At 69.7% G+C, this 20,249-nt stretch carries 18 protein-coding genes; 13 read left to right on the forward strand and 5 right to left on the reverse strand.

What is annotated here, in order from left to right; translation table 11 throughout:
- The first annotated feature begins 33 nt into the window (after nt 1-33).
- The 7 genes from V5F49_RS12375 (at nt 34) to panE (ending at nt 7,482) form a co-directional block, all read left to right on the forward strand.
- Nucleotides 34-1,347, forward strand: coding sequence for an MFS transporter (locus tag V5F49_RS12375; protein WP_394115511.1), 1,314 nt, complete (start codon nt 34-36; stop codon nt 1,345-1,347).
- A 467-nt stretch (nt 1,348-1,814) separates the two neighbouring features.
- A complete protein-coding gene (gene otnI / locus V5F49_RS12380) occupies nt 1,815-2,669 on the forward strand; it encodes a 2-oxo-tetronate isomerase (protein WP_394115510.1) in 855 nt (284 codons plus the stop codon).
- A gap of 26 nt (nt 2,670-2,695) precedes the next feature.
- Entirely contained in the window at nt 2,696-3,658 is a 963-nt protein-coding gene (locus V5F49_RS12385) for a TRAP transporter substrate-binding protein (RefSeq protein WP_394115509.1), read from the forward strand.
- A complete protein-coding gene (locus tag V5F49_RS12390; RefSeq protein WP_394115508.1) occupies nt 3,655-4,227 on the forward strand; it encodes a TRAP transporter small permease in 573 nt (190 codons plus the stop codon). The genes V5F49_RS12385 and V5F49_RS12390 overlap by 4 nt, the downstream gene beginning before the upstream one ends.
- Nucleotides 4,224-5,510: a TRAP transporter large permease gene (locus tag V5F49_RS12395; protein ID WP_394115507.1), complete on the forward strand. Its 1,287-nt coding sequence runs from the start codon at nt 4,224-4,226 to the stop codon at nt 5,508-5,510. Before V5F49_RS12390 ends, V5F49_RS12395 begins: the two co-directional genes overlap by 4 nt.
- Before the next feature lie 80 nt (nt 5,511-5,590).
- Nucleotides 5,591-6,490: a 2-hydroxy-3-oxopropionate reductase gene (locus V5F49_RS12400; protein ID WP_509210786.1), complete on the forward strand. Its 900-nt coding sequence runs from the start codon at nt 5,591-5,593 to the stop codon at nt 6,488-6,490.
- Nucleotides 6,491-6,501: 11 nt separating this feature from the next.
- A complete protein-coding gene (panE, locus tag V5F49_RS12405; RefSeq protein ID WP_394115505.1) occupies nt 6,502-7,482 on the forward strand; it encodes a 2-dehydropantoate 2-reductase in 981 nt (326 codons plus the stop codon).
- Between the two features lie 189 nt (nt 7,483-7,671).
- Here panE and V5F49_RS12410 read toward each other — a convergent pair whose 3' ends face one another.
- On the reverse strand, nt 7,672-8,133 hold the full coding sequence (locus V5F49_RS12410; RefSeq protein WP_394115504.1) for a winged helix-turn-helix transcriptional regulator: 462 nt from the start codon (nt 8,131-8,133) through the stop codon (nt 7,672-7,674).
- Between the two features lie 121 nt (nt 8,134-8,254).
- Here V5F49_RS12410 and V5F49_RS12415 point away from each other — a divergent pair, with 121 nt between their 5' ends.
- Together V5F49_RS12415 and V5F49_RS12420 are read left to right on the forward strand one after the other, a co-directional pair.
- Nucleotides 8,255-9,109 (forward strand): alpha/beta fold hydrolase, encoded by an 855-nt coding sequence (locus V5F49_RS12415; protein WP_394115503.1) that lies wholly within the window; start codon nt 8,255-8,257, stop codon nt 9,107-9,109.
- Nucleotides 9,110-9,112: 3 nt separating this feature from the next.
- Nucleotides 9,113-10,345, forward strand: coding sequence for an MFS transporter (locus V5F49_RS12420; protein ID WP_394115502.1), 1,233 nt, complete (start codon nt 9,113-9,115; stop codon nt 10,343-10,345).
- A gap of 66 nt (nt 10,346-10,411) precedes the next feature.
- On the opposite strand, the gene V5F49_RS12425 is transcribed toward V5F49_RS12420, so the two are convergent.
- Nucleotides 10,412-11,560, reverse strand: coding sequence for a GGDEF domain-containing protein (locus tag V5F49_RS12425; protein ID WP_394115501.1), 1,149 nt, complete (start codon nt 11,558-11,560; stop codon nt 10,412-10,414).
- Between the two features lie 427 nt (nt 11,561-11,987).
- On the opposite strand from V5F49_RS12425, the gene V5F49_RS12430 reads away from it, so the two are divergent.
- The 4 genes from V5F49_RS12430 (at nt 11,988) to V5F49_RS12445 (ending at nt 17,026) form a co-directional block, all read left to right on the forward strand.
- Nucleotides 11,988-13,103 carry a helix-turn-helix transcriptional regulator gene (locus tag V5F49_RS12430; RefSeq protein ID WP_394115500.1) on the forward strand — a complete coding sequence of 372 codons (1,116 nt, stop codon included), beginning with the start codon at nt 11,988-11,990 and terminating at the stop codon, nt 13,101-13,103.
- Between the two features lie 284 nt (nt 13,104-13,387).
- The gene (locus V5F49_RS12435) at nt 13,388-13,576 is read left to right on the forward strand and encodes a hypothetical protein (protein WP_509210675.1); all 189 of its coding nucleotides are present in this window, start codon (nt 13,388-13,390) and stop codon (nt 13,574-13,576) included.
- Between the two features lie 198 nt (nt 13,577-13,774).
- Nucleotides 13,775-16,135, forward strand: a complete 2,361-nt coding sequence (locus tag V5F49_RS12440; protein ID WP_394115498.1) for a cytochrome c3 family protein — start codon at nt 13,775-13,777, stop codon at nt 16,133-16,135.
- Between the two features lie 435 nt (nt 16,136-16,570).
- Nucleotides 16,571-17,026: a MarR family winged helix-turn-helix transcriptional regulator gene (locus tag V5F49_RS12445; RefSeq protein WP_394115497.1), complete on the forward strand. Its 456-nt coding sequence runs from the start codon at nt 16,571-16,573 to the stop codon at nt 17,024-17,026.
- A gap of 20 nt (nt 17,027-17,046) precedes the next feature.
- Here V5F49_RS12445 and V5F49_RS12450 read toward each other — a convergent pair whose 3' ends face one another.
- From V5F49_RS12450 to V5F49_RS12460, 3 genes are all read right to left on the reverse strand, one after another.
- Entirely contained in the window at nt 17,047-17,787 is a 741-nt protein-coding gene (locus V5F49_RS12450) for an ABC transporter ATP-binding protein (protein ID WP_394115496.1), read from the reverse strand.
- A complete protein-coding gene (locus V5F49_RS12455) occupies nt 17,784-18,929 on the reverse strand; it encodes an ABC transporter permease (RefSeq protein WP_394115495.1) in 1,146 nt (381 codons plus the stop codon). The genes V5F49_RS12450 and V5F49_RS12455 overlap by 4 nt, the downstream gene beginning before the upstream one ends.
- Nucleotides 18,930-19,007: 78 nt before the next feature.
- Complete coding sequence (locus V5F49_RS12460; protein WP_509210676.1) at nt 19,008-20,231, reverse strand: efflux RND transporter periplasmic adaptor subunit; 1,224 nt, start codon at nt 20,229-20,231, stop codon at nt 19,008-19,010.
- Nucleotides 20,232-20,249 lie beyond the last annotated feature (18 nt).

A 20,249-nucleotide genomic window follows, 5' to 3' on the forward strand; every position in this document is an offset into this window, starting at 1 on the left:
GCCAGCAGCACCCTCGCTTGAAGGAACTGCTCGATGACCTATCCCGTGGACGTCGTTTCCAACTTGTCCCAGCCGGCCGAAGACCGCTCAAAAAACGCCATGCGCCGCTGGGTGCTGGTCTCCACCGCAGTCGGCTCCATTATCGAATGGTATGATTTCTATATCTACGGCACCGCGGCCGCGCTGGTGTTCGGCCGCCTGTTCTTTCCCGCCTCGGATCCCGCCGTGGGCACGCTCGCGTCGCTTCTGACCTTCGCGGTCGGGCTCCTCGCGCGCCCGGTCGGCAGCATCATCTTCGGCCATTTCGGCGACCGTCTCGGCCGCAAGTCCATGCTGATGCTGAGCCTCCTTCTGATGGGCGTGCCGACCGTCCTGATCGGCCTGCTTCCGACCTATAGCTCGATCGGGGTGTGGGCGCCTGTCTGCCTGGTCCTCCTGCGCATCATCCAGGGCTTTGCGCTGGGCGGCGAATGGGGCGGAGCGGTCCTGATGGCCGTGGAGCATGCGCCGACCGGCAAGCGCGGCCTGTTCGGCAGCCTTCCGCAGCTCGGCGTGCCGGGCGGCGTGCTGCTCGCCCTCGGCGCGTTCGCGCTGGTCAGCCAGCTGCCCGAAGCGGACTTTCTCGCCTATGGCTGGCGGCTGCCGTTCCTTGCCAGCGCCGTTCTGGTCATTTTCGGCATCGTCATGCGTTGGCGCATCGATGAATCTCCCGAATTCGAGCAGAGCCGCGTCTCTGGAAAGATCGTCCGGCTTCCATTCACCGTTCTTGTCCGCGATCATTGGAGGCAGGTGCTTCTCGCCGCGGGCGGGAAGGTCGGCGAGGTCACGCTGTTCTTTCTCGTGACGGTCTATCTCGTCTCTTATGCATCGACTTCACTCTCCATGCCGCGGTCCACGGTGCTGAACATGGTGCTGGCGGGTGCGGCTCTTGCATTCGCCCTCATTCCGGTCGCAGGCGCCATCAGCGATCGGTTCGGCGCGCGGCGGATCTACGTTCTCGGCTGTTCGGCGCTCGCGGCCGTCGCCATCCCCATGTTCGCGCTCATCGAGACGGGCAGTCCTTCGCTTGTGGCGATTGCGCTGATCGTGCCGCTCGGCTGCATCTTTCCGTTCATCTTCGGGCCCCAGCCTGCCCTGTATTCGTCCCAGTTTCCGGCGGAGCTCCGGTACAGCGGGATTTCCCTGGGCGTGAGCCTCGCGAGCGCCGTCGCCGGCGGCTTTGCGCCGGTCATCGCGACCGGCATCGTCGCGAGCTTCGGCAATGCGCGGATGGTGGGTGTCTACCTTGCAGGCGTGGCTGTCGCATCTGCCCTTTCGGCCATCGGCATGGCCAAGGCGAAGCGATGACATCGGGTGCCTGACGCCTGACGGTTCCAGCCGGGCAGGGTGTCGGGTTGCAGGGGGATGAAGGCCGGCGGGGGCGGGAGGGCGATGAGCCTTTCCGCCCCCGTCCGTTTCGCGTGCCCGCTCCTGCTTGCCACTCTTGCCTGCCCACTCCTGCGTGCTGCGTCCTCCCGGTTCGGTGCCCGGCCGCCCCCGTGCCGTTTCGCGATATTCTCCTATGAAAGAAATCCGGAAGCGGCGCTCGATGTGTCCGGGGGGCGCCCAAGAATCGCTCAAAATAATGGCATTTGCCTTGGTCCGGTGATGAAGGCGCGCGCAACTCGCCCGCAACTCGGCACGGGTCTCAAAAAATTCTCCTATTGTATCATTTCGGAATCGTGATCTACCGTAATGGCACGCTTCTCGCTTGGAGAAGTGGCGAGTAGCCGTCGCGCACCTTCAGCCGTCGCGCATTGTCAGAGAAGGAAGCCATGCCCAAGTTCGCTGCCAACCTGCACTACATGTTCAATGAGGTGCCCTTCCTCGACCGGTTCGCGGCTGCCGCCCAGGCCGGCTTCAAGGGTGTCGAGTTCCAGGTGCCCTACGGGTTCCCCGCGGAAGTGCTCGCGGAGCGGCTTGCGCAGAACGACCTGGCGATGGTGCTGATGGATACCACGCCCGGCGACTGGGACGCGGGCGAGCGCGGCATCGCGGCCCTGCCGGGGCGGGAGGACGAGTTTCGCCTCGCGCTGGAAACCACCATCGACTATTGCCGCGCCCTCGGCTGCGACACGGTGCATACCATCGCCGGCGTGGTGCCGCCCGGCGTGAGCCGCGAGGCCGCGGAGGCGACCTTCGTGGAGAACCTGCGCTATGCCGCGGACCGCTTCGCTCCCCATGGCATCACCGCGGTCATCGAGCCCATCAACGGCGGGCGCGACCTCATCATCGGCGGGGAGACCTACACCACCTACGGCATGCGCGGCTTCTTCCTGAACCATACGCGCGATGCGGTTCGCATCATCGAGATGGCGGGGCGCGACAATCTCCGCCTGCATCTCGACGTCTACCACATGCAGCTCACCGACGGAAATCTCGCCGAGACGCTGCAACAGACCATGCCGTTGCTTCAGCACATCCAGATTGCCGGTGTTCCCGGTCGCAATGAGCCGGCGCGTGGCGAGATCAACTATCCATTCCTGTTCGATCTCATCGACCGCCTTGGCTACAACGGCTGGGTCGGCTGCGAATACAAGCCCCTCACCACCACGCTCGAAGGCCTCGGCTGGGCACGCCCCTACGGTCTTCTTCCGGCCGCGCAGGCCGCGCGCGTTTCCCACAGCTGAGCCCCCAGAACCGCAGGAGACCCGACATGCACCGCCCCGTCCTCGTCCTTGCTGCCATCCTGGGCCTTGCCACGCCCGCCGCCGCGCAGACCGAGATGCGCATTTCCATCGCCCTGCCGCAAACCTCGCAGCTCGGCGTGGGCATCGACGCCTTCGCCAAGGCGGTGGAGACGAAGAGTGGGGGCAAATACAAGATCCTCACCTTCTATTCGGGCGCGCTGGGCAATGAGCGCGAGCAGATCGAGGCGGTGCAGCTCGGCACCCATGAGCTGGCATTCGCCACCACCGCGGCGCTGCCCAGCTTCGTGCCGGAGACCAAGATCCTCGACATCCCGTTCCTGTTCCGCGACTACGCCCACGCCCGCGCGGTGCTGGACGGGCCCATCGGCGACAAGCTGCTCCAGAACTTTCCGAAGAAGGGCATGGTGGCGCTGGTCTGGGGCGAGAACGGCTTTCGCAACATCACCGCGAACAAGCCGGTCAAGGAGCCCGCCGACCTCAAGGGGATGAAGCTGCGCACGCAGGAAAATCCCATCCACATCGCCGCCTTCCGCGCGCTCGGCGCGGCGCCCACCCCGATGCCCATCACGGAGGTGTTCACCGCGCTCCAGCAGGGCACCGTGGATGGTCAGGAGAACCCCCTCTCCATCATCATCTCCAACAAGTTCGACCAGGTTCAGAAGTATCTCTCGATCAGCCGCCACGCCTATTCCGCCGCGGTCATCATCATGAACAAGGCGACCTTCGACGCCTTGCCCAAGGCGGATCAGGAGATGTTCGCCGCCGCCGCCAGGGAGGCCGTGAAAGCCAATCGGGCGCGGGTGGACGAGGACGAGACCTCCGGCATCGCCACCCTCAAGCAGCGCGGCATGACGGTGATCGACCCGGTGGACACGGCCGCGTTCCAGAAGGCGCTGGCGCCGGCCTTCGCGGAATTCGGCAAGCAGTTCGGCGCCAGCGCCATCCAGCAGATTCAGGACGTGAAATGAGCGACGGGGCCACGGGGAGCCCGGCCTTGCCGGCGGCCGCACCCAGCCGGCCACTTCTGCGCCGTATCGACGGGGCGGTGCTCGCGGTCAACCGCGCGCTCATGATCATCGCGCTCGCGGTGATGGCGGTGCTGATCTTCGCCAACGTGCTGCTGCGCTATCTCGCCCATGACGGCCTCGTCTGGGCCGAGGAGGTGAGCCGTTATCTGATGCTGTGGATGACGTTCCTCGGCATCGGGCCGGTGCTGCGGCTCGGCGGCCACATGGCGGTGGACACGCTTCAGCAGAAGCTGCCGCCAGCGGGGGCACGGATCGTGCGGGCGATCATCGTCGTGCTGCTGGGGGCCTTCATCGCCACGTTCGTCCGGCTCGGCGTGGTCTACACGGAACGCACCTGGGTGCAGTCCACGGCCATCACGGAAATCTCCTTCAGCTTCGTGGCGGCCGCCGTGCCGGTAGGCTTCGCGCTCGCCTTCTGGCACCTCTGCGCGGTGGCGGGCGGCTTCATCGCATGCGGCCGGCTGGAGACCTCCGCCGACCTCGATCCCGAACAGGCGGCCTCCCTATGATTGCCGGCGTGCTCTTCGGCGGGCTCACCGCCCTCATCATCCTCGGCATGCCCATCGCGTTCGCGCTCGGCATGTCCACGCTGCTGGCCGTGCTGGCCCAGGGGATGCCGCTGGTGGCGGTGGCGCAGAAGCTGCTGGCGGGGGCGGACAGCTTTCCGCTCATGGCCATCCCCTTCTTCCTTCTGGCCGCCGAGCTGATGACCAGCGGCGCGCTGGCGGAAGTGCTGCTGCGCTTCGCCGCCATGCTGGTGGGGCACAAGCGCGGCGGGCTCGGCTACACCAACATCCTCACCATCACCTTCTTCTCCGGCATCAGCGGCTCGGCGCTGGCGGACGCGGCCGGCCCCGGCGCCATCCTCATCCGCATGATGCGCCAGCAGGGCTACCCGGCAGCCTACGCGGCGGCGCTCACCGCCACCGCTTCCGTGGTCGGGCCGATCATCCCGCCCTCCATCATCATGATCATCTATGCCCTGCAGGACGAGAGCGTCTCCGTGCTCAACCTGTTCCTGGCGGGGATCATCCCGGGCCTGCTGATCTCCGGTTCGCTGGTGCTCTACAATTTCTGGGCAAGCCGGCGCCGCCATTTCCGGGCGGAAGGCTGCGCGCCCACGCTCCGGACCATCCTCCAGCAGGGGTGGCGGGCGCTGCCGGCGCTGCTGTTGCCCGCGCTGATCGTGGGCGGCGTCCATGGCGGGGTCTTCACCCCCACTGAAGCATCCGTGGCGGCGGTGTTCTACGCGCTCGCCTGCGGCTTTCTCGTCTACCGCACCCTCACCCTCGCCATGCTGCCGGCGATCCTGGCCCGGGCCGCCTTTCTCTCCGCGGCCGTGCTGCTCATCGTCGCCATGTCCTCGGCCTTCGCCTGGGTGCTGACGGTGGTCCAGGTGCCACAGGCGCTGTCCCAGTGGATCGGCGGGCTCGGGCTGCCGCCGCTGGGCTTCCTCCTGGTCATCAACATCTTCCTGCTGCTGTTCGGCATCTTCATCGAGCCGCTGCCGGCGGTGATGGTTCTGGCGCCCATCCTCGCCCCCATGGCGGCCTCGCTCGGCATCGACCCGACGCACTTCGCCATCATCGTCATCGTCAACCTCACCATCGGCATGATCACGCCCCCGGTGGGCGGGCTGCTGTTCGTCACCGCCCTGGTGGCGAAGGTCTCCATGTCGGAGCTGAACCGCGAGCTATGGCCCATGCTGGCGGTCCAGATCGTTGTGCTGGCGCTGATCACGCTCGTGCCGGCGCTGAGCCTCGGTCTGCCGGCGCTGATGGGCAGCCATTGACACGCTGCCGGCCACCCGCAGCAACGATGGCTGCCCGTGCCGGTCGAAGGTCACATTCGAAAGAACAGGCGAGAACGAACATGAACGTCGGATTTATCGGGCTCGGGATCATGGGCGCTCCCATGGCCGGCCACCTCGTGACGGGCGGACATACGCTCCACGCCTACTCCCGCAGCGGCGTGCCCCAGACGCTGGCGGATGCGGGCGCGATCGCCTGCGCCAGCCCGGAGGAGGTCGCGCGTCGGGCCGACGTGATCTTCATCATGGTTCCGGACACGCCGGATGTCGCCAAGGTGCTGTTTGGTGAGGGCGGCGTCGCCGAGGGTCTCTCGGCAGGCAAGATCGTCGTCGACATGAGCTCGATCGCGCCGTTCGAAACCAAGGACTTCGCAGCGCGGATCAATGCGCTCGGCTGCGACTATCTCGATGCCCCGGTGTCCGGCGGTGAAGTCGGCGCCAAGGCGGCCTCCCTCACCATCATGGTCGGCGGGCCGGAGCGCGCATTCGCGACGGTGCGGCCGCTGTTCGAGCGCATGGGCAAGACCATCACGCTGGTCGGCGGCAACGGCGACGGCCAGACCACCAAGATCGCCAACCAGATCATCGTGGCGCTGACCATCCAGGCGGTGGGCGAGGCGCTGCTGTTCGCGTCCAGGGCGGGAGCCGATCCGGCCAAGGTCCGCGAGGCGCTGATGGGCGGGTTCGCCGGCTCGCGCATCCTCGAGGTGCATGGCGAGCGCATGGTGAAGCGGACCTTCGCCCCCGGCTTCCGGGTCGAGCTCCACCAGAAGGATCTGAATCTCGCCCTTGCCGGGGCGCGCCAGCTGCAGATGTCGCTGCCGGCCACCGCGATCGCGCAGCAGCTGTTCAGCGCCTGCGCAGCGCACGGCGGCTCGGCCTGGGATCATTCGGCGCTCGTGAAGGCGCTGGAGCTGATGGCGAACCACACGGTGTCACCCGACGCGCTCGATAACGCCTGACAGCGCGGTTCATGGCCTTCGCGCAAGCGAGCGCGTCGGCGATCGCGGTCGCGGATGATGCGGAACGGCAGGGATACATGCGAATACTGATACTCGGCGCCGGCGGCGTTGGCGGTTATTATGGCGGTCGGGTTCTGGCCGCGGGTGGCGATGTCGCCTTCCTCGTGCGCGAAAAGCGAGCCGAGCAGATCGCGCGCGACGGGCTCGTCATCCGCAGCCCCAAGGGGGATACCCAGCTCAACGCCCCGACGCTGCGCGCGGCGGATCGCCCGTTCGACGTGGTGATCCTCGCCTGCAAGGCCTATGACCTTGAGAGCGCAATGGACGCCATTGCTCCGGCGGTCGGTCCGGACAGCCTGGTCCTGCCCTTGCTGAATGGACTATGCCATCTCGACGCACTCGATGGCCGCTTCGGCCGGTCGAGGGTGCTCGGCGGCCTTGCGCACATCGGCGTGGTGCTGAATGAGGCCGGCCACATCGAGCATCTGAACTCGCTCGAATTCTTTGCCCTTGGCGCGCGCGACGAGATCCAGCAGGCCCGGGTCGAGGCCTTGCACGACATTCTGGGCCGGGGCGGCTTTGCGCCTCGGCTCAGCTCCTCGATCATGCAGGACATGTGGGAGAAGTTCGCCTTTCTCGCCACTTACGCCGGCATCACATGCCTGATGCGCGCGCCGATCGGCGTGATCTGCGCCACCACGGACGGGCGGGATCTCGCCCTGGCGATGTTCGAGGAGTGCGCGCGCGTCGCCATCGCAGCCGGCCACCCGTTGCGCTCTGCGTTCGTGGAGGAATCCCGCGCGACTCTCGGCGACCGGAAGTCGTCTGGCACATCATCCATGATGCGCGACATGCTGCGGGGCGCCCGCACCGAGCACGAGCACATCGTCGGCGACATGCTGCGACGGGGCCGCAGAGCGGGCATATCCATGCCGCTGCTGTCAGTCGCCTATGCCAGCCTCCAGGCCTACGATCACCGACGTCAGGGATGACCGGAGCGGCGCCAAGCGACCGAGTGCGAAGCGCCCGCATGTGCCCGGGGTTTCGGCGGGTGCGTGGCCCCGATGATGCCGTCCGCCCCCGGTCGCGGAACGGTGCCGCGCGCTCATCCCTCGCCATGATCGACGGCCTCCATGCACATGCGCCGGCATGCCGCGATGATCGCCCGGGTGCGGAGCCGATCAGGTCGTCGGTGTCGCTGAGGCTTGCCTGACGACGACCGTCTCGTCCGGCATCAGGACGCGGCCGTCCTGGGCGCGGACCTCCACAGGTGTCACGGGCAGTCCGTCGCGCCTGTCGACGAGGCGCACGTGTTCCTCCCCGGCGGTGAAGCAATAATCCTCCCCCCATTGCCGCAGCGCGACCAGGAGAGGAAACAGGGCGCGGCCTTTTTCCGTCAGGACATACCGGTGATAGGGGCTGTCCTCGTCCGGCACCATCTTGAGAATATTGTGCGAGACAAGGTTGCGCAGTCGATCTGAGAGGATGTTCTTCGCAAGTCCGAGATTCTTGTGAAACTCGCCGAACCGGCTGAGCCCGTCGAACGCATCCCTGACAATCAGAAGCGCCCACCAGTCGCCGATGGCGTCGAGCGGTCGCGCGACGGGGCACGACGCGGATTTGTGGCTCTTGCGCGCGGCCATGGAATGCTCCTGCTCGCCCCGTTGGTTCCTCACGGAGATATCGGTTGCAATGTGAAACTTCAAGCGGTAGGGAGGCGTGGTTTCAATACAAAACCACATGGCCAGCCGCCTGGAGCCCCCCATGACGCTGCACCGACACATCGATCTCGATGGCCTTCGCCTGTTCTATCGCGAGGCCGGCGATCCCGACCGGCCGACCCTGCTGCTGCTGCACGGGTTCCCGGCCTCTTCCTTCATGTTCCGCGATCTCATCGGTCGGCTTGCGGGCGACTTCCACCTCATCGCGCCGGACTATCCCGGGTTCGGCTACAGCGCCGCGCCCGACCGCGCGGCGTTCGGCTACACGTTCGATCGCCTCGCGCAGGTGATCGAGGCGTTCACCGAGCGTCTGCGGATCGGCAGCTACTGGCTGTACATGCAGGATTTCGGCGGCCCGGTCGGCTTCCGCCTCGCCACGCGGCACCCCGAGCGGGTGCTCGGCCTCATCGTGCAGAATGCCAACGCCTACGAGGAGGGGCTTCCCGACAGCTTCTGGGCCCCGGCAAAGGCGTTGTGGGCGGATCGCAGCGCGGAAAACGCCCGGCGCATCCGCGAGGCGGCCATCTCCGACGACGCCCTGGCCTGGAACTACACCCACGGCGTGCGCGACATTGAGGCCATCAGCCCGGACAGCTGGGTGCTACAGCAAGCGCTTCTGGACAAGCCCGGCGCGCGCGAGATCATGCTCGATCTTCTGTACGACTACGGCAGCAATCCGCCGCTCTACCCTATCTGGCAGCAGTATTTCCGAACGCATCGTCCGCCGGTGCTGATTGTCTGGGGCGAGAACGACGTCATCTTTCCAGCGAGCGGGGCGCATCCCTACCTGCGGGACCTGCCGGACGCCCGGTTGCACCTGCTCGACACCGGCCATTTCGCCCTGGAGGAAGACGGCGCCCTGATCGCCCGCCACATCCGCGCCTTCGTCGGAGCGTGAGCGATGCGCCACCCGTTCACCGAGCCGGACGGTCTTTCATCTGCCGGCAGATTGATGTTCGCGCTGGCGAGCGGGCTTGCGGTCGCCAACGTCTATTATGCGCAGCCGCTGATCGACACGATCGCCCAGGAGGTCAAGATCAGCCGCGCCGTCGCGGGCGTCATCATCAGCGCGACGCAGATCGGCTATTTCCTCGGCCTCCTCTTCATCGTGCCGCTCGGCGACATCCTGAACCGGCGGCGGCTTCTGCTGTGGCAGACGGCGCTGCTGGGGCTGGCCCTGTTCATACCCGCGATCGCGCCGAACGCCGCCACCCTGCTGGCGGGCTTCGGCGTGGTCGGGCTGCTGTCGGTGATCGCCCAGACCTTCGTGGCCTACGCGGCCGACATCGCCTCGGAACGCACGCGCGGGCGCGCCGTGGGCATCGTCACCACCGGCATCATTCTCGGCATTCTCCTGGCGCGCACGGTTTCGGGCGCGCTCTCGGACCATGCGGGGTGGCGCTCCGTCTTCCTCGTCGCAGGCGCGCTCACGCTGGGGTTGCTGCTGGTCCTCGCGCGGATCGTCCCGCAGGACAGGCGGCCACCGGCGCCGCTCGGCTACGGGGCGCTCGTCACCTCCACCCTCGGGCTGTTCGTGCGCAGCCGGGAGCTGCGCATCCGCGCCACCATCGGGTGCCTGATCTTCGCCACCATAACCATGCTGTGGGCGCCCATGGTGCTGCCGCTGAGCGCGCCGCCGTGGTCGCTCTCCCACACGCAGGTGGGCCTCGTTGGGCTCGCGGGAGCCATGGGCGCGCTCGGCGCGACCTTCGCCGGGCGTCTGGCTGATCGGGGGCACGCCAACCGGGTCACCGGCATCGGCCTCGGCCTCATGCTGGTCTCATGGACGCCGATCGCGATGCTGGACCGCTCGCTGTCCGGGTTCCTGCTCGGCGTGCTGGTCATCGACTTCGCGCTGCAGAGCGTCCACGTCTCCAACCAGGCGCTCCTTCACCAGTCCGGGGCGGGGGCACGCGGGCGGCTCACGGCGGCCTACATGCTGCTGTATTCGGTGGGATGCGCGGTCGGCTCCCTCCTCTCCACCGTCATATTCGCCGTGGGCGGATGGATCGGGGTCTGCGCGGCCGGTGGCGTCATGAGCCTTGTCGCGCTGGCGTTCTGGGTGATCGCGACCCGGCCGGACGTGCGCGTGCGCCTGCGCGGCCGGACGCCGAAGGCCGGCGCGCGCCCCTAAGCTGCCGCAGCACGGCGCAGGCCGGGCCGGGCCGGAGGGCTGCGGCCCCCGGACGACGCGTCTCCCTCATGCCCTGGCGGTGTCCGGTCGCTCGTCCTCGGCACATTCCAGCCGGTCGCGTCCGAGCTGCTTGGCGCGATAGAGCGCCTTGTCGGCGGCGGCGAGGGTTTGCGTGAAGCGTTCGCCGGCCACGTCGCCGTGGGCGAGGCCTCCGCTGGCGGTGATGACGAGGGAGAGCTGGCCGCGGGCGCGCTCCGAGAAGTCGTGGCGCAGCCGATCCGACAGGCGCCGCAGATCGGGCAGGTTCCCGCCGGGACAGACGAGGACGAACTCCTCGCCGCCGATGCGCGCCGCGATCTGGCCGGGGCAGAGGTGGCGCGAGAGCGTCTCGGCGAACAGGGCGATGACCTGGTCGCCGCAGGCGTGGCCATGGGTGTCGTTGATGCTCTTGAAGCGGTCGATGTCGAACACGGCGACGCCGGCCTCCCCGCTCAGCTCCGCCATGCTGGCAAGCAGCGCGCGGCGGTTGGGCAGCCCGGTCAGCGGATCGGTGAACGCCTGCTGCCGGTGGGCGCGGACGAGACGCTGCTGGTTCAGCGCCAGCGTCAGCGCGCCGAGGGCGGGAATGGACGCCACGATCAGAACGAGGCCGGCGGTCTGGGCCCAGTTCTGCGGCGGGCCGGGCATCACCGCCTTGCCGTCCAGCGCCACCAGCGCGGCCCGCGGCAGGAACGAGAGGGCCATCACGAAATAGAAGGCGGAGAGGCTGATGAGCGTTCCCGGGGCCTCCCGGCGCGCGGTCCAGAAGTTGAACGCGGCGAGAAACAGCAGGGCCGCGGCGCACAGGAAGCCGACCACGAAGCCCACGCCATTGTAGCCGAGCGCATGCGGCGGGGCGGTCAGGCCGATGGTGATGGCGGCGGCGGCGATGACCACGCGCGCGGGCGGCGCGTCGTGCCGGAACTGCCACGCTGTGCCGTGGAGGGTGGACAGGCCGCCGAGCAGGAACACATAGGCGCTGGTGACGAGCCAGACCTGCGGGGTGTGCGCATAGAGGGCGGAGAGCACCGTGCTGATCGCCACCAGCAGCGCCCCGAGCCCGCATGTCAGCAGGAACCCGTCCTGCCGGGATGTCGCCCAGGCGGCGAACAGGACGACGCTGATGCCGGCCGTGGAGAAGAAGATCGCGAGAAGGAGCGATGAAAAGTCGAGCACCCCTTCCTCCGATGCGATCGGGGATCGAGGCGCCATGCGGCATGCCCCTGCCGAACGGAATACCCGGTGCCCGCCCGTGCTGCAATCTCGACGTGTGGCCGGTGGCAGGACGCCGCAGCCGGGGATGTGCGCCCGCCGGCCCGGGCCGGAGCCGCGCGGCCATTCCGCGCGCGGATCGCGAGCCCGCGGACCGCCGGGAGCGTCGCCGGGCGCCCCGCTTCGACGACCGTGCATCCGGCGCCGGATGCAATTCACCCGTGCGCTCCAGTTTAGAACGGCTTAAAGTGAGGGCCAGCCTTCCGGTAACGGCAGCGGCATTCCGCATGCGGCCAGTTCCGGAGGGGCCGATGAACCCGAGGATCCCACTTCCGGCGCGCTGCTCCCGCTCGCGCCGGAAAGCCGCCGAGCAAGGCCAAGCGCGTCCCAGATGCCGAGCACCAGCAGTCCGAACACGTTCGAAAACCTGGTGGACCTGATCTACGAATCCGCCGCCAACCCCGCCGTGTGGGAGAATACGCTCCAGCAGGTGGCGGAGCGGGTCGGGTCGTTCGGCGGATTGCTGTTCCTGCTGCGGGAGGCCCGCACCCGCTGGGTGGCTTCGCCCGGGGCGGCCGAGCTGTGGGAGGGCTTTCGCGCCGGAGGATGGCTGGAGCGGAACGCCCGGGCCACGCGCCTGCTGGGCCACGATCACACCGGCTGGGTCCACGACCTCGACCTGTTCACGCTCGAGGAGCTCGACCGCGAGCCGGTCTATACCGAGTTCTTCCGCAAGATGGGCGCCGGCTGGGGAGCGGGGACCGCCATCGACCTGCCGGATGGCGACAGCATCTTCTTCACCATGGAGCGGGCCTACGCGAAGGGCCCGTTTCCCGCGCGCGAGATCGCCGTGCTCGACAGCCTGCGGCCGCATCTGGCGCGCGCCGCCTATCTGTCCATGCGCCTGGAGCTGACCCACGCGCAGGCCACGGCGGCGGCCCTGTCCGCGGTCGGCACCGCCGCCGCGGTGGTCCGCCCCAGCGGCCGGCTGCTGGCCGCCAATGCGGAGCTGGAAGCGCTCATCCCGCACATCTTCCAGGACCGGCGCGACCGGCTGATGCTCGCCAGCAAGGCGGCCGACGGGCTCTTCGCCGCCGCGCTGGAGCGGCTGTCGCTGAAGCAGGGGCTGGCCGAGGTGGCGTCCATTCCCATCAAGGGCGCGGAGGGCGGCGCGCGCGGGCATGTGGTGCATCTCCTGCCCGTGCGACGGTCCGCGCACGACATCTTCGTCGGGGGCTCCTGCATCGTGATCGCCACGGCCGTCGGCGTCGCCGCCGCGCCCCGCGCGACGCTGCTGAGCGTGCTGTTCGACCTGACCCCGGCGGAGGCGCGGGTGGCGGGGGCCATCGCCAGCATGAAGACACCGGAGCAGATCGCGCGCGAGCATGGCGTGTCGCGGGAAACGGTGCGCAAGCAGATGAAGGCCATCTACGACAAGACCGGGATGCGCTCCCAGTCCCTGCTCGCCCAGCTGATCGGCGGCGTTGGCGTGGTGGCGCGACTTTGACAGCTTGGCCGGAGCCTCACCCGGTCGGGGCATGTGGCAGCGCAGCGCGCGGGCTAGATTGGCGTGTACCGTCGCCGCCAGCTCGCCCGGGCTTGAGGATCGCCATGTCGCCGCACACGAAACATGCCGCCGGTGGAGCGAGGCCGCGCCGGGAGCGCCTGCTCCCGCTCGCGCCTGGCGTCCCCGATCGGGAGCCCTCGGTGGTGTACCTGATGGGCCGGCATCTGCCCGGGGGCGGACGCTGGCATCCGCGGGAGGAGGGTCCCGAAGCCCCGCAGGGGGACATGGAGACGCCGCCCCGCGCGCCCGTTCTGGTGGCGATCCTGGCGTCGCTCTCGGGGGCGGTCTGCGGCTTCGTCCTGGCGGGCCGCCTCACGGCTGCGGCCATCGGTTTCCTGTTCTGCCTCGTGGGCTTCTGCGGCGGGTTCCTCGCCCGGGGGCTGATGTCCGAGCAGGATGCCCCCGGCGACTGAGCAGCTTGCCATCGGGTGGTCGCTCCGTGACGCGAAGCATCCCGTCACAATCAGCGGGCGGATGCCCACGGGATGGATTCAATCAGGCGGGATCGCGCATTAGGATGCCGGCAGCCGGTTCGGTCCGTCAGCGGGAGCCTCCAGGATGCCAGCCATGTCCAGCTCCACCATCGGCGCGCCCCCCAGAGGGGCGGCCCGATGATCGCGAAAGGCGTGCGGGCCGGGGCGGTGACGCAGCGTGTGTGGGGAGCGCTGGCGGTGGCTCTCTGCCTGCTTCTGACGATGCCGGCGGCGGCGGGTGAGGGCGCCCCCGTGCCCCGGACTGCGGTGGGCGAGCGTGCCGCCACCGCACCTGAAGGCTATGTGGGCTCGCGCGCCTGCGCATCCTGCCACGCTGCGGAAGCGCAAGCCTGGGCCGCTTCCCACCACGCCAGGGCGATGGCGCCGGCGGACGCGCGAACCGTGCTGGGCGATTTCTCGGGCGTGACGGCAACCCACGGCGCCAGCTCGGCGCGATTCCTGAAGGAGGGCGAGCGCTTCCGCGTGGAGGCGGAGGGCAGGGACGGGCGGCCCGCCACCTTCGAGGTCACGCACACCTTCGGGCTGACGCCGCTCCAGCAATATCTCGTCGCCTTTCCCGACGGCCGGATGCAGGTGCTGCCCTGGGCCTGGGACAGCCGTCCGAAGGCGGACGGCGGGCAGCGCTGGATCCATGTCTACGAGCAGGAGATCCGCGCCGGCGACCCGCTGCACTGGACCGGCCCGCTGCAGACCTGGAACCACATGTGCGCGGAGTGCCACTCCACCGCGCTCACCAAGGGCTATGATCCGGCCGCCGACACCTACGCCACCCGCTTCTCCGAGGTGAGCATCGGCTGCGAGAGCTGCCACGGTCCCGGCGCCGGCCACCTGGCCTGGGCCAGCGGCACGCCGCGCCCGGACGTGCCGCTGAAGGGCTTCGTCTCGGCCTTCGCCCGGCGCCAGCCGGTGGATTTCACCCCCGCGCCCGACACCGGCAGTCCGCGCACCTCCGCCGCGCGCCCGGCCGGCGACGAGGTGGAGATGTGCGCGCGCTGCCATTCCCGCCGCGGCATCGTCTCGGAGGACTGGCGGCCGGGGCGCCCGCTCATGGACACCCACGCGCCAACCTTCCTGTCCGAGGGGCTGTTCGAGGCGGATGGCCAGATGCGCGACGAGGTGTTCAACGACCACCTGTTCAAGCAGTCCAAGATGTACGCCCGCGGCGTCGTCTGCACCGACTGCCACGATCCCCACTCCGGCCGGCTGAAGGCGGAAGGCGCGCAGGTCTGCGCCCAGTGCCACGCGCCGGACACGTTCGCCGCGCGCGCCCACACCGGCCATCCCGACGGTCCGGGGACGCCGGACTGCATCTCCTGCCACATGCCCGAGCGCACCTACATGCGCGTGGACCGGCGGCACGACCATTCCTTCCGCATTCCGCGCCCGGATCTCTCCGCCCGGCTCGGCACGCCCAACACCTGCAACGCCTGCCACGTGGACCGCACGGCCGAATGGGCGGCCGAGGCCGTCGCGCGCTGGCACGGCCCGGCCCGCAAGGGGTTCCAGACCTATGCGGAGGCATTCCACGCGGCGCGCGCGGGCGATCCCGCGGCGCGGGAGCAGCTGATCGCCATCGCCCGGGACGGCGCCGTGCCGGCGGTGGCGCGGGCCACGGCGCTCGACGAGCTGGCGCGCTTCCCCTCCCGTGCCACCGCCGAGGCGCTGGAGAAAGGGCTGGCCGATCCGGACCCGCTGGTGCGCGTGGCCGCCCTTCGCGCCGTGCAGGGCGAGCCGCCGGCCGCGCGCTGGCGCCTCGCCGGCCGGCTGCTGGACGATCCGGTGCGCGCGGTGCGCCTCGCCGCCGCCCGCGCGGTGGCGGACGTGCCGGCCGGACGCCTGCCGGAGCCGGACGCGAAGCGCCTGTCGACCGCGCTCGCGGCCTACGAGGCGGAGCTCCTGCTCAATGCCGATCGTCCCGAGGGGCGGGCGAACCTTGCCACCTTCCGGCTGGCGCAGGGCGATGTCGCGTCCGCCGAGCGCGAGCTGAAGGCGGGGCTTGCCATGGAGCCCGGCGCGTCCGCGCTGGCGGTCAACCTGGCCGATCTGTACCGCCTGCAGGGCCGGGAGGCCGATGCCGAGGCGGTGCTGCGCGCGGCGCTGGCCCGCTCGGGCGATCCCGCGCCCATCCACCATGCCCTCGGCCTCGCGCTGGTGCGGCAGAAGCGCATGGCGGAGGCCATGCCGGAGCTGGCGGCGGCCGCGCGCCTCGCGCCGGGCAATCCGCGCTTTGCCTATGTGGAGGCGGTGGCGCTGCGCTCGGCCGGGGACGAGGCGCAGAGCCGGGCGGTGGTGGCGGAGGCCCTCGCCCGCCATCCGTACGACGTGGGCCTGCTCGGCCTCGCGCTCAACGACGCCATGGGCCGCCGCGACCTGCCGGCGGCGCGCGGCGCGGCGGATCGCCTCTCCCGCATGCGGCCGGACGACCGCGAGGTGCGGGATCTCTCCGCCCGCCTGCAGGGCGACCCGCGGCCGCGCTAGCCGAGACAGGGCAGGCCGGCGGCACGGGGGCGCGTCACTGGCAGTCCCGGCGAACCGGGCCGGGATGGATCGAGGGACCGTCCGGCCGATGGCCGGCGGCGCGCGCGGAGGACGTTGCGCGGCGCGTGGTGCCGGCGCCCTCCCGCCTGAATGCCGGACGCGTGGATCACAGGGGCGTCACAGCCGTGCCATCCGGATGGACGCGCGGCACAACCGTGGCTAGAAACCCGGCGGGAAGGCGGCTGGGGGGCGGCGCTTCATCCCGGGAGCGGAACAAGGGGGCGGGGCCATCGGGCACCGCGCCGTCAGGGAGCGCGACCTTCGATGCCTTCGACACACCCGGGCGGGCCCCGGCGGAACCTCCCCCTGACCGCGTCCCGGCCCTCCCTGCTCCCGAACGGCTCCGACAGCGAGCTGCGCGCGCTGATCACCGACATGATGTCCCTGGTCTCCACCGCGCTCGAGGTGCGCAACCGGTTTGGCGCGCTGATCGGCGTGTCGGGCACGCAATACCTCATCCTCAATGCCATCGCCCGGCTCGGCACGCGCCAGCCGGACCTCGGCATCAACGCGCTCGCGGGCTATCTCCGGCTGTCCGGCACCTTCGTCACCAACGAGGTGAACCGGCTGGTGGCGGCCGGCCTCGCCACCAAGGCGGTCAACCCGAAGGATCGCCGCCGCGTGGTGCTGGGGGTGACCGACGAGGCCGTGCGGCGCCTCGCCGAGCTGACGCGCATCCAGAGCCCGGCCAACGACACTTTCTTCGATCTCACCGCGTACGAGTTCCGCATGCTGCGCACCCTGCTGGCGCGCCTCGCCGCCGGCGGCGACCGCACGCTGCTGCTGATCGAGCACCTGGCCCCGGACGGGACGCTCGATTCCCTGCGCTGAGCGGGCGGGGACCGGGCCGCCTACAGCGTCAGGCGCGCCTTCATGGCGCCGCCGGGGCGGGTCTCCACCACGCGTCCGTCGCTCATCTCCACGATGCGGTCGAAGATGTCCGACCAACGCGGATCGTGGGTGACGACGCATACCGCCACCCGGTGCTCGTCCGCGAGCTTTCGGAACGCCTCCATCACCTGCCGGCCGCGCACGCCGTCGAGGGCGGCGGTGGGCTCGTCGGCCAGCAGCAGCACCGGATCGTTGGCGAGCGCGCGGGCGATGGAGACGCGCTGCTGCTCGCCGCCGGAGAGCTGGGTGGGGTAATTGTCCTCGCGGTGGTCGAGGCCGAAGCGGGCGAGCAGCTCGCGCGCCTTCGCCCGGGCTGCGCGGGGCCGCACGTCGTTGATCTCCAGCGCCACCTGCACATTCTCCAGCGCGGTGAGGAAGGGGATCAGGTTCGCCTTCTGGAAGATGAAGCCCACATGGGTGCGGCGGAAGTCGCGCAGGCTGTTCAGGCGGGTGCCGGCATCGGCGATGGGCGTGTCGCGGAACAGCACATGCCCGGTGCTGGGCGGCTCCAGCAGGCCGGCGATCATCAGGAAGGTGGTCTTGCCCGAGCCGGAGGGGCCGACGATGCCGGTCAGCTCGCCCGCCCGCAGCGCCAGCGACATGTCGGCGAGGGCCGTGACGGTATTGGCGCCTGTAAGATAGGTCTTCGAGGCGCCGCGCACCTCCATCACCACATGGCTCGGCCAGTATTGCGCGGTCACGCCAGCACCTCCTGCGCCCGAACCCGCATGGCGCGGCGGATGGCGAACCAGCTGGCACCGAGGCTGATGACGAGCAGCGACAGGCCGATGCCGGCCAGATCCTCCGGCAGCAGCAGCACGGTGCGCGGGAAGTTCGGATAGAGCGTGAAGGAGATAGCGAGCGCCACCGAGAAGCCCAGCGCGCCGATCCACAGCGCCTGCTGCACGATGAGCCCGATGATGACCCGATCGCGCGCGCCGATCAGCTTCAGGAGCGCGATCTGGTTTATCTTCTCCAGAGTCAGCATGTAGATGGTGAGGGCGATGATGCTGCCGGCCACCAGCAGCGTCATGGCGGTGAAGGCGAGGATCTGCACGCGCAGCCGCCACAGCCGCCCGTCCAGCAGCATCAGCTGCTCCTCTTCCTTGGTCAGCACCTCCACGTCGCCCCAGGCGCGGATCTTGTTCTTCACCACCTGCGGGTCGGCGTTGGGCTTCAGCTCCACCATCACCGCCGCCAGCGCGCCGCCGTCGCCGAGGCCCATGCGCGAGCGGCCCTTGGCGACGCGGTTGAGCAGCACCGCTTCGGAAGGGAGCACGCGGTTGATGGCCTGCGCATCCGGGATGGTGACGAAGAACATGCCGTCGCCGCCCATGTCCACCTGCCCGCGGGTGAGGCCCACCACGGTGTAGTCGTCGTGGCCGAGGCGGATCACGTCGCCCACCAGGAGGCCGGTGGACTGGTCGGCGATGGCCTCGTAGCGGGTGGAGCGGAACAGGCGGCCGTCGATGAGCGGGATCCAGCTGGCGCTGTCCTTCGGATAGTCGACGCCGGTGACGGCGAGGCGCACGCTCTTGCCGTTGATCTCGTATTGCTGGTTGTATTGGATGAAGCGGCGCGACGCCTGCACGCCGGGCACGCCCTCCACCCGCCGGTCGAGGCTGGAGGGCACGGCGGAAGTCTCCGCGAACGGGCCGGCGCGGCCGCCTTCCACCACCCACAGATCGGCGCCGATGTCGTTGATGATGAGCAGGGCCTCGTGGACGATGCCGCGATAGAGGCCGATCATCCCCATGGTGGCGCCGAGCAGCAGCCCGATGCCCACCGCCGTCAGGGCGAAGCGCAGCATCGAGAACCGCATGTCCTTCAGGGCGATGTTCATGCCCCGCGCCTTCCTCGCCCCGGCGGGCGTCTCGTGGTCATGGCGTCCGCGTCACCCTCGGGTCACGTCATCATCTGCTCACTTCACCTCGGTGCCGAGCTCGACCGGCTCGAACGGATAGCGTCCCGTCGGCGACAGCACCACGTCACCGGCGGCGAGGCCGCGCGTGACCTCGATGTTGGTGCCGCTCACGTAGCCCAGCGACACCGGCGTCCACGCCGCCCGCCCGCGCCGCGCGAGCCAGACGCCCGCCCGCCCGTCGCGCCGGCTGACGAAGCCTTCCGGCACGCCGATGGCGACCGCCGGCGACTGGGCCTCCACCGCCACGTTGGCGCGCTGGCCCATGGCCCAGCTTTCCGGAAGAGCATCGAGGGTGATGTCGGCGGTGAACTCCCGGGTTTCCTGATCCACCTGCCGCGACAGGCGCAGCACGTGGCCGGTCCAGACCCGGGAGGGGTCGGCGGCGAAGCGGATGCGCGCCGGCTGCCCCGGCTTGATGGAGGAGCGGGCGGATTCGTCGAACCGCGCCGAGAGGATGATGGAGGACAGCTCCACCACCTGCATCAGGTTGGCCCCCGGCAGCAGCAGGTCGCCGGGATTGCGCTCGCGCGAGATCACCACGCCGTCGAGCGGGGCGGTGATGGTGGCTTCGGCGAGGCGCGCCTCCAGCACCTTCACGTTGGCCTGCTGGGCGAGGAGCTGCGCCCGCGCCCGCTCGATGCCGGCCTCGGCGCGCGCGAGGTCCGCCTCCGCCTGCCGGAAGGCGCTCTCGGCGTTGGTCAGCTCGGCCGGGGAGATGGCGTTGGTGCGGGCGAGCGTGGTGCGTCGCTCGAACTCGATCTTGGCCTTGTCGAAGGCGGCGACCACGCGGTTGCGCTCGCTCTCCGCCTCGTTGATGCCGCGGGAGGCGGCGGTGGCCTCGGCCTGGGCGGCAGCCAGCTGGTTCTGCAGGTCCGCCGCCTCAAGGCGCGCCAGCACCTGGCCGCGCTTGATCTCGTCGTTGCGGTCGGCCTCGATGGCCTTCAGGAAGCCCTGGATGCGGCTCGTCACCACCACGCGGTTGATGGCGTCGAGGATGCCGGGGCCGTTGATCTCCAGGCTCATGGGGCGCGGCTCCACCCGGTGCCACGCCGCCTTGCCCGGGAAGACGTAGAAATAGGCGCCGTAGCCGCCGGCGAGGATCACGATGGCCATCACCGCGGCGAACCGCCGCCAGCCGGCGGAATGATCCGTCTCGGTGAGCGAGGGGGGCAGGGGCTGCGGCTTCACCGCCGCCGCCCCGCCATCGCCGCGCCCGCGCATTCCCGTCTGGAAGGGGTG

The sequence above is a fragment of the Xanthobacter lutulentifluminis genome (genome assembly GCF_043194675.2).
GTDB lineage: Bacteria > Pseudomonadota > Alphaproteobacteria > Rhizobiales > Xanthobacteraceae > Xanthobacter.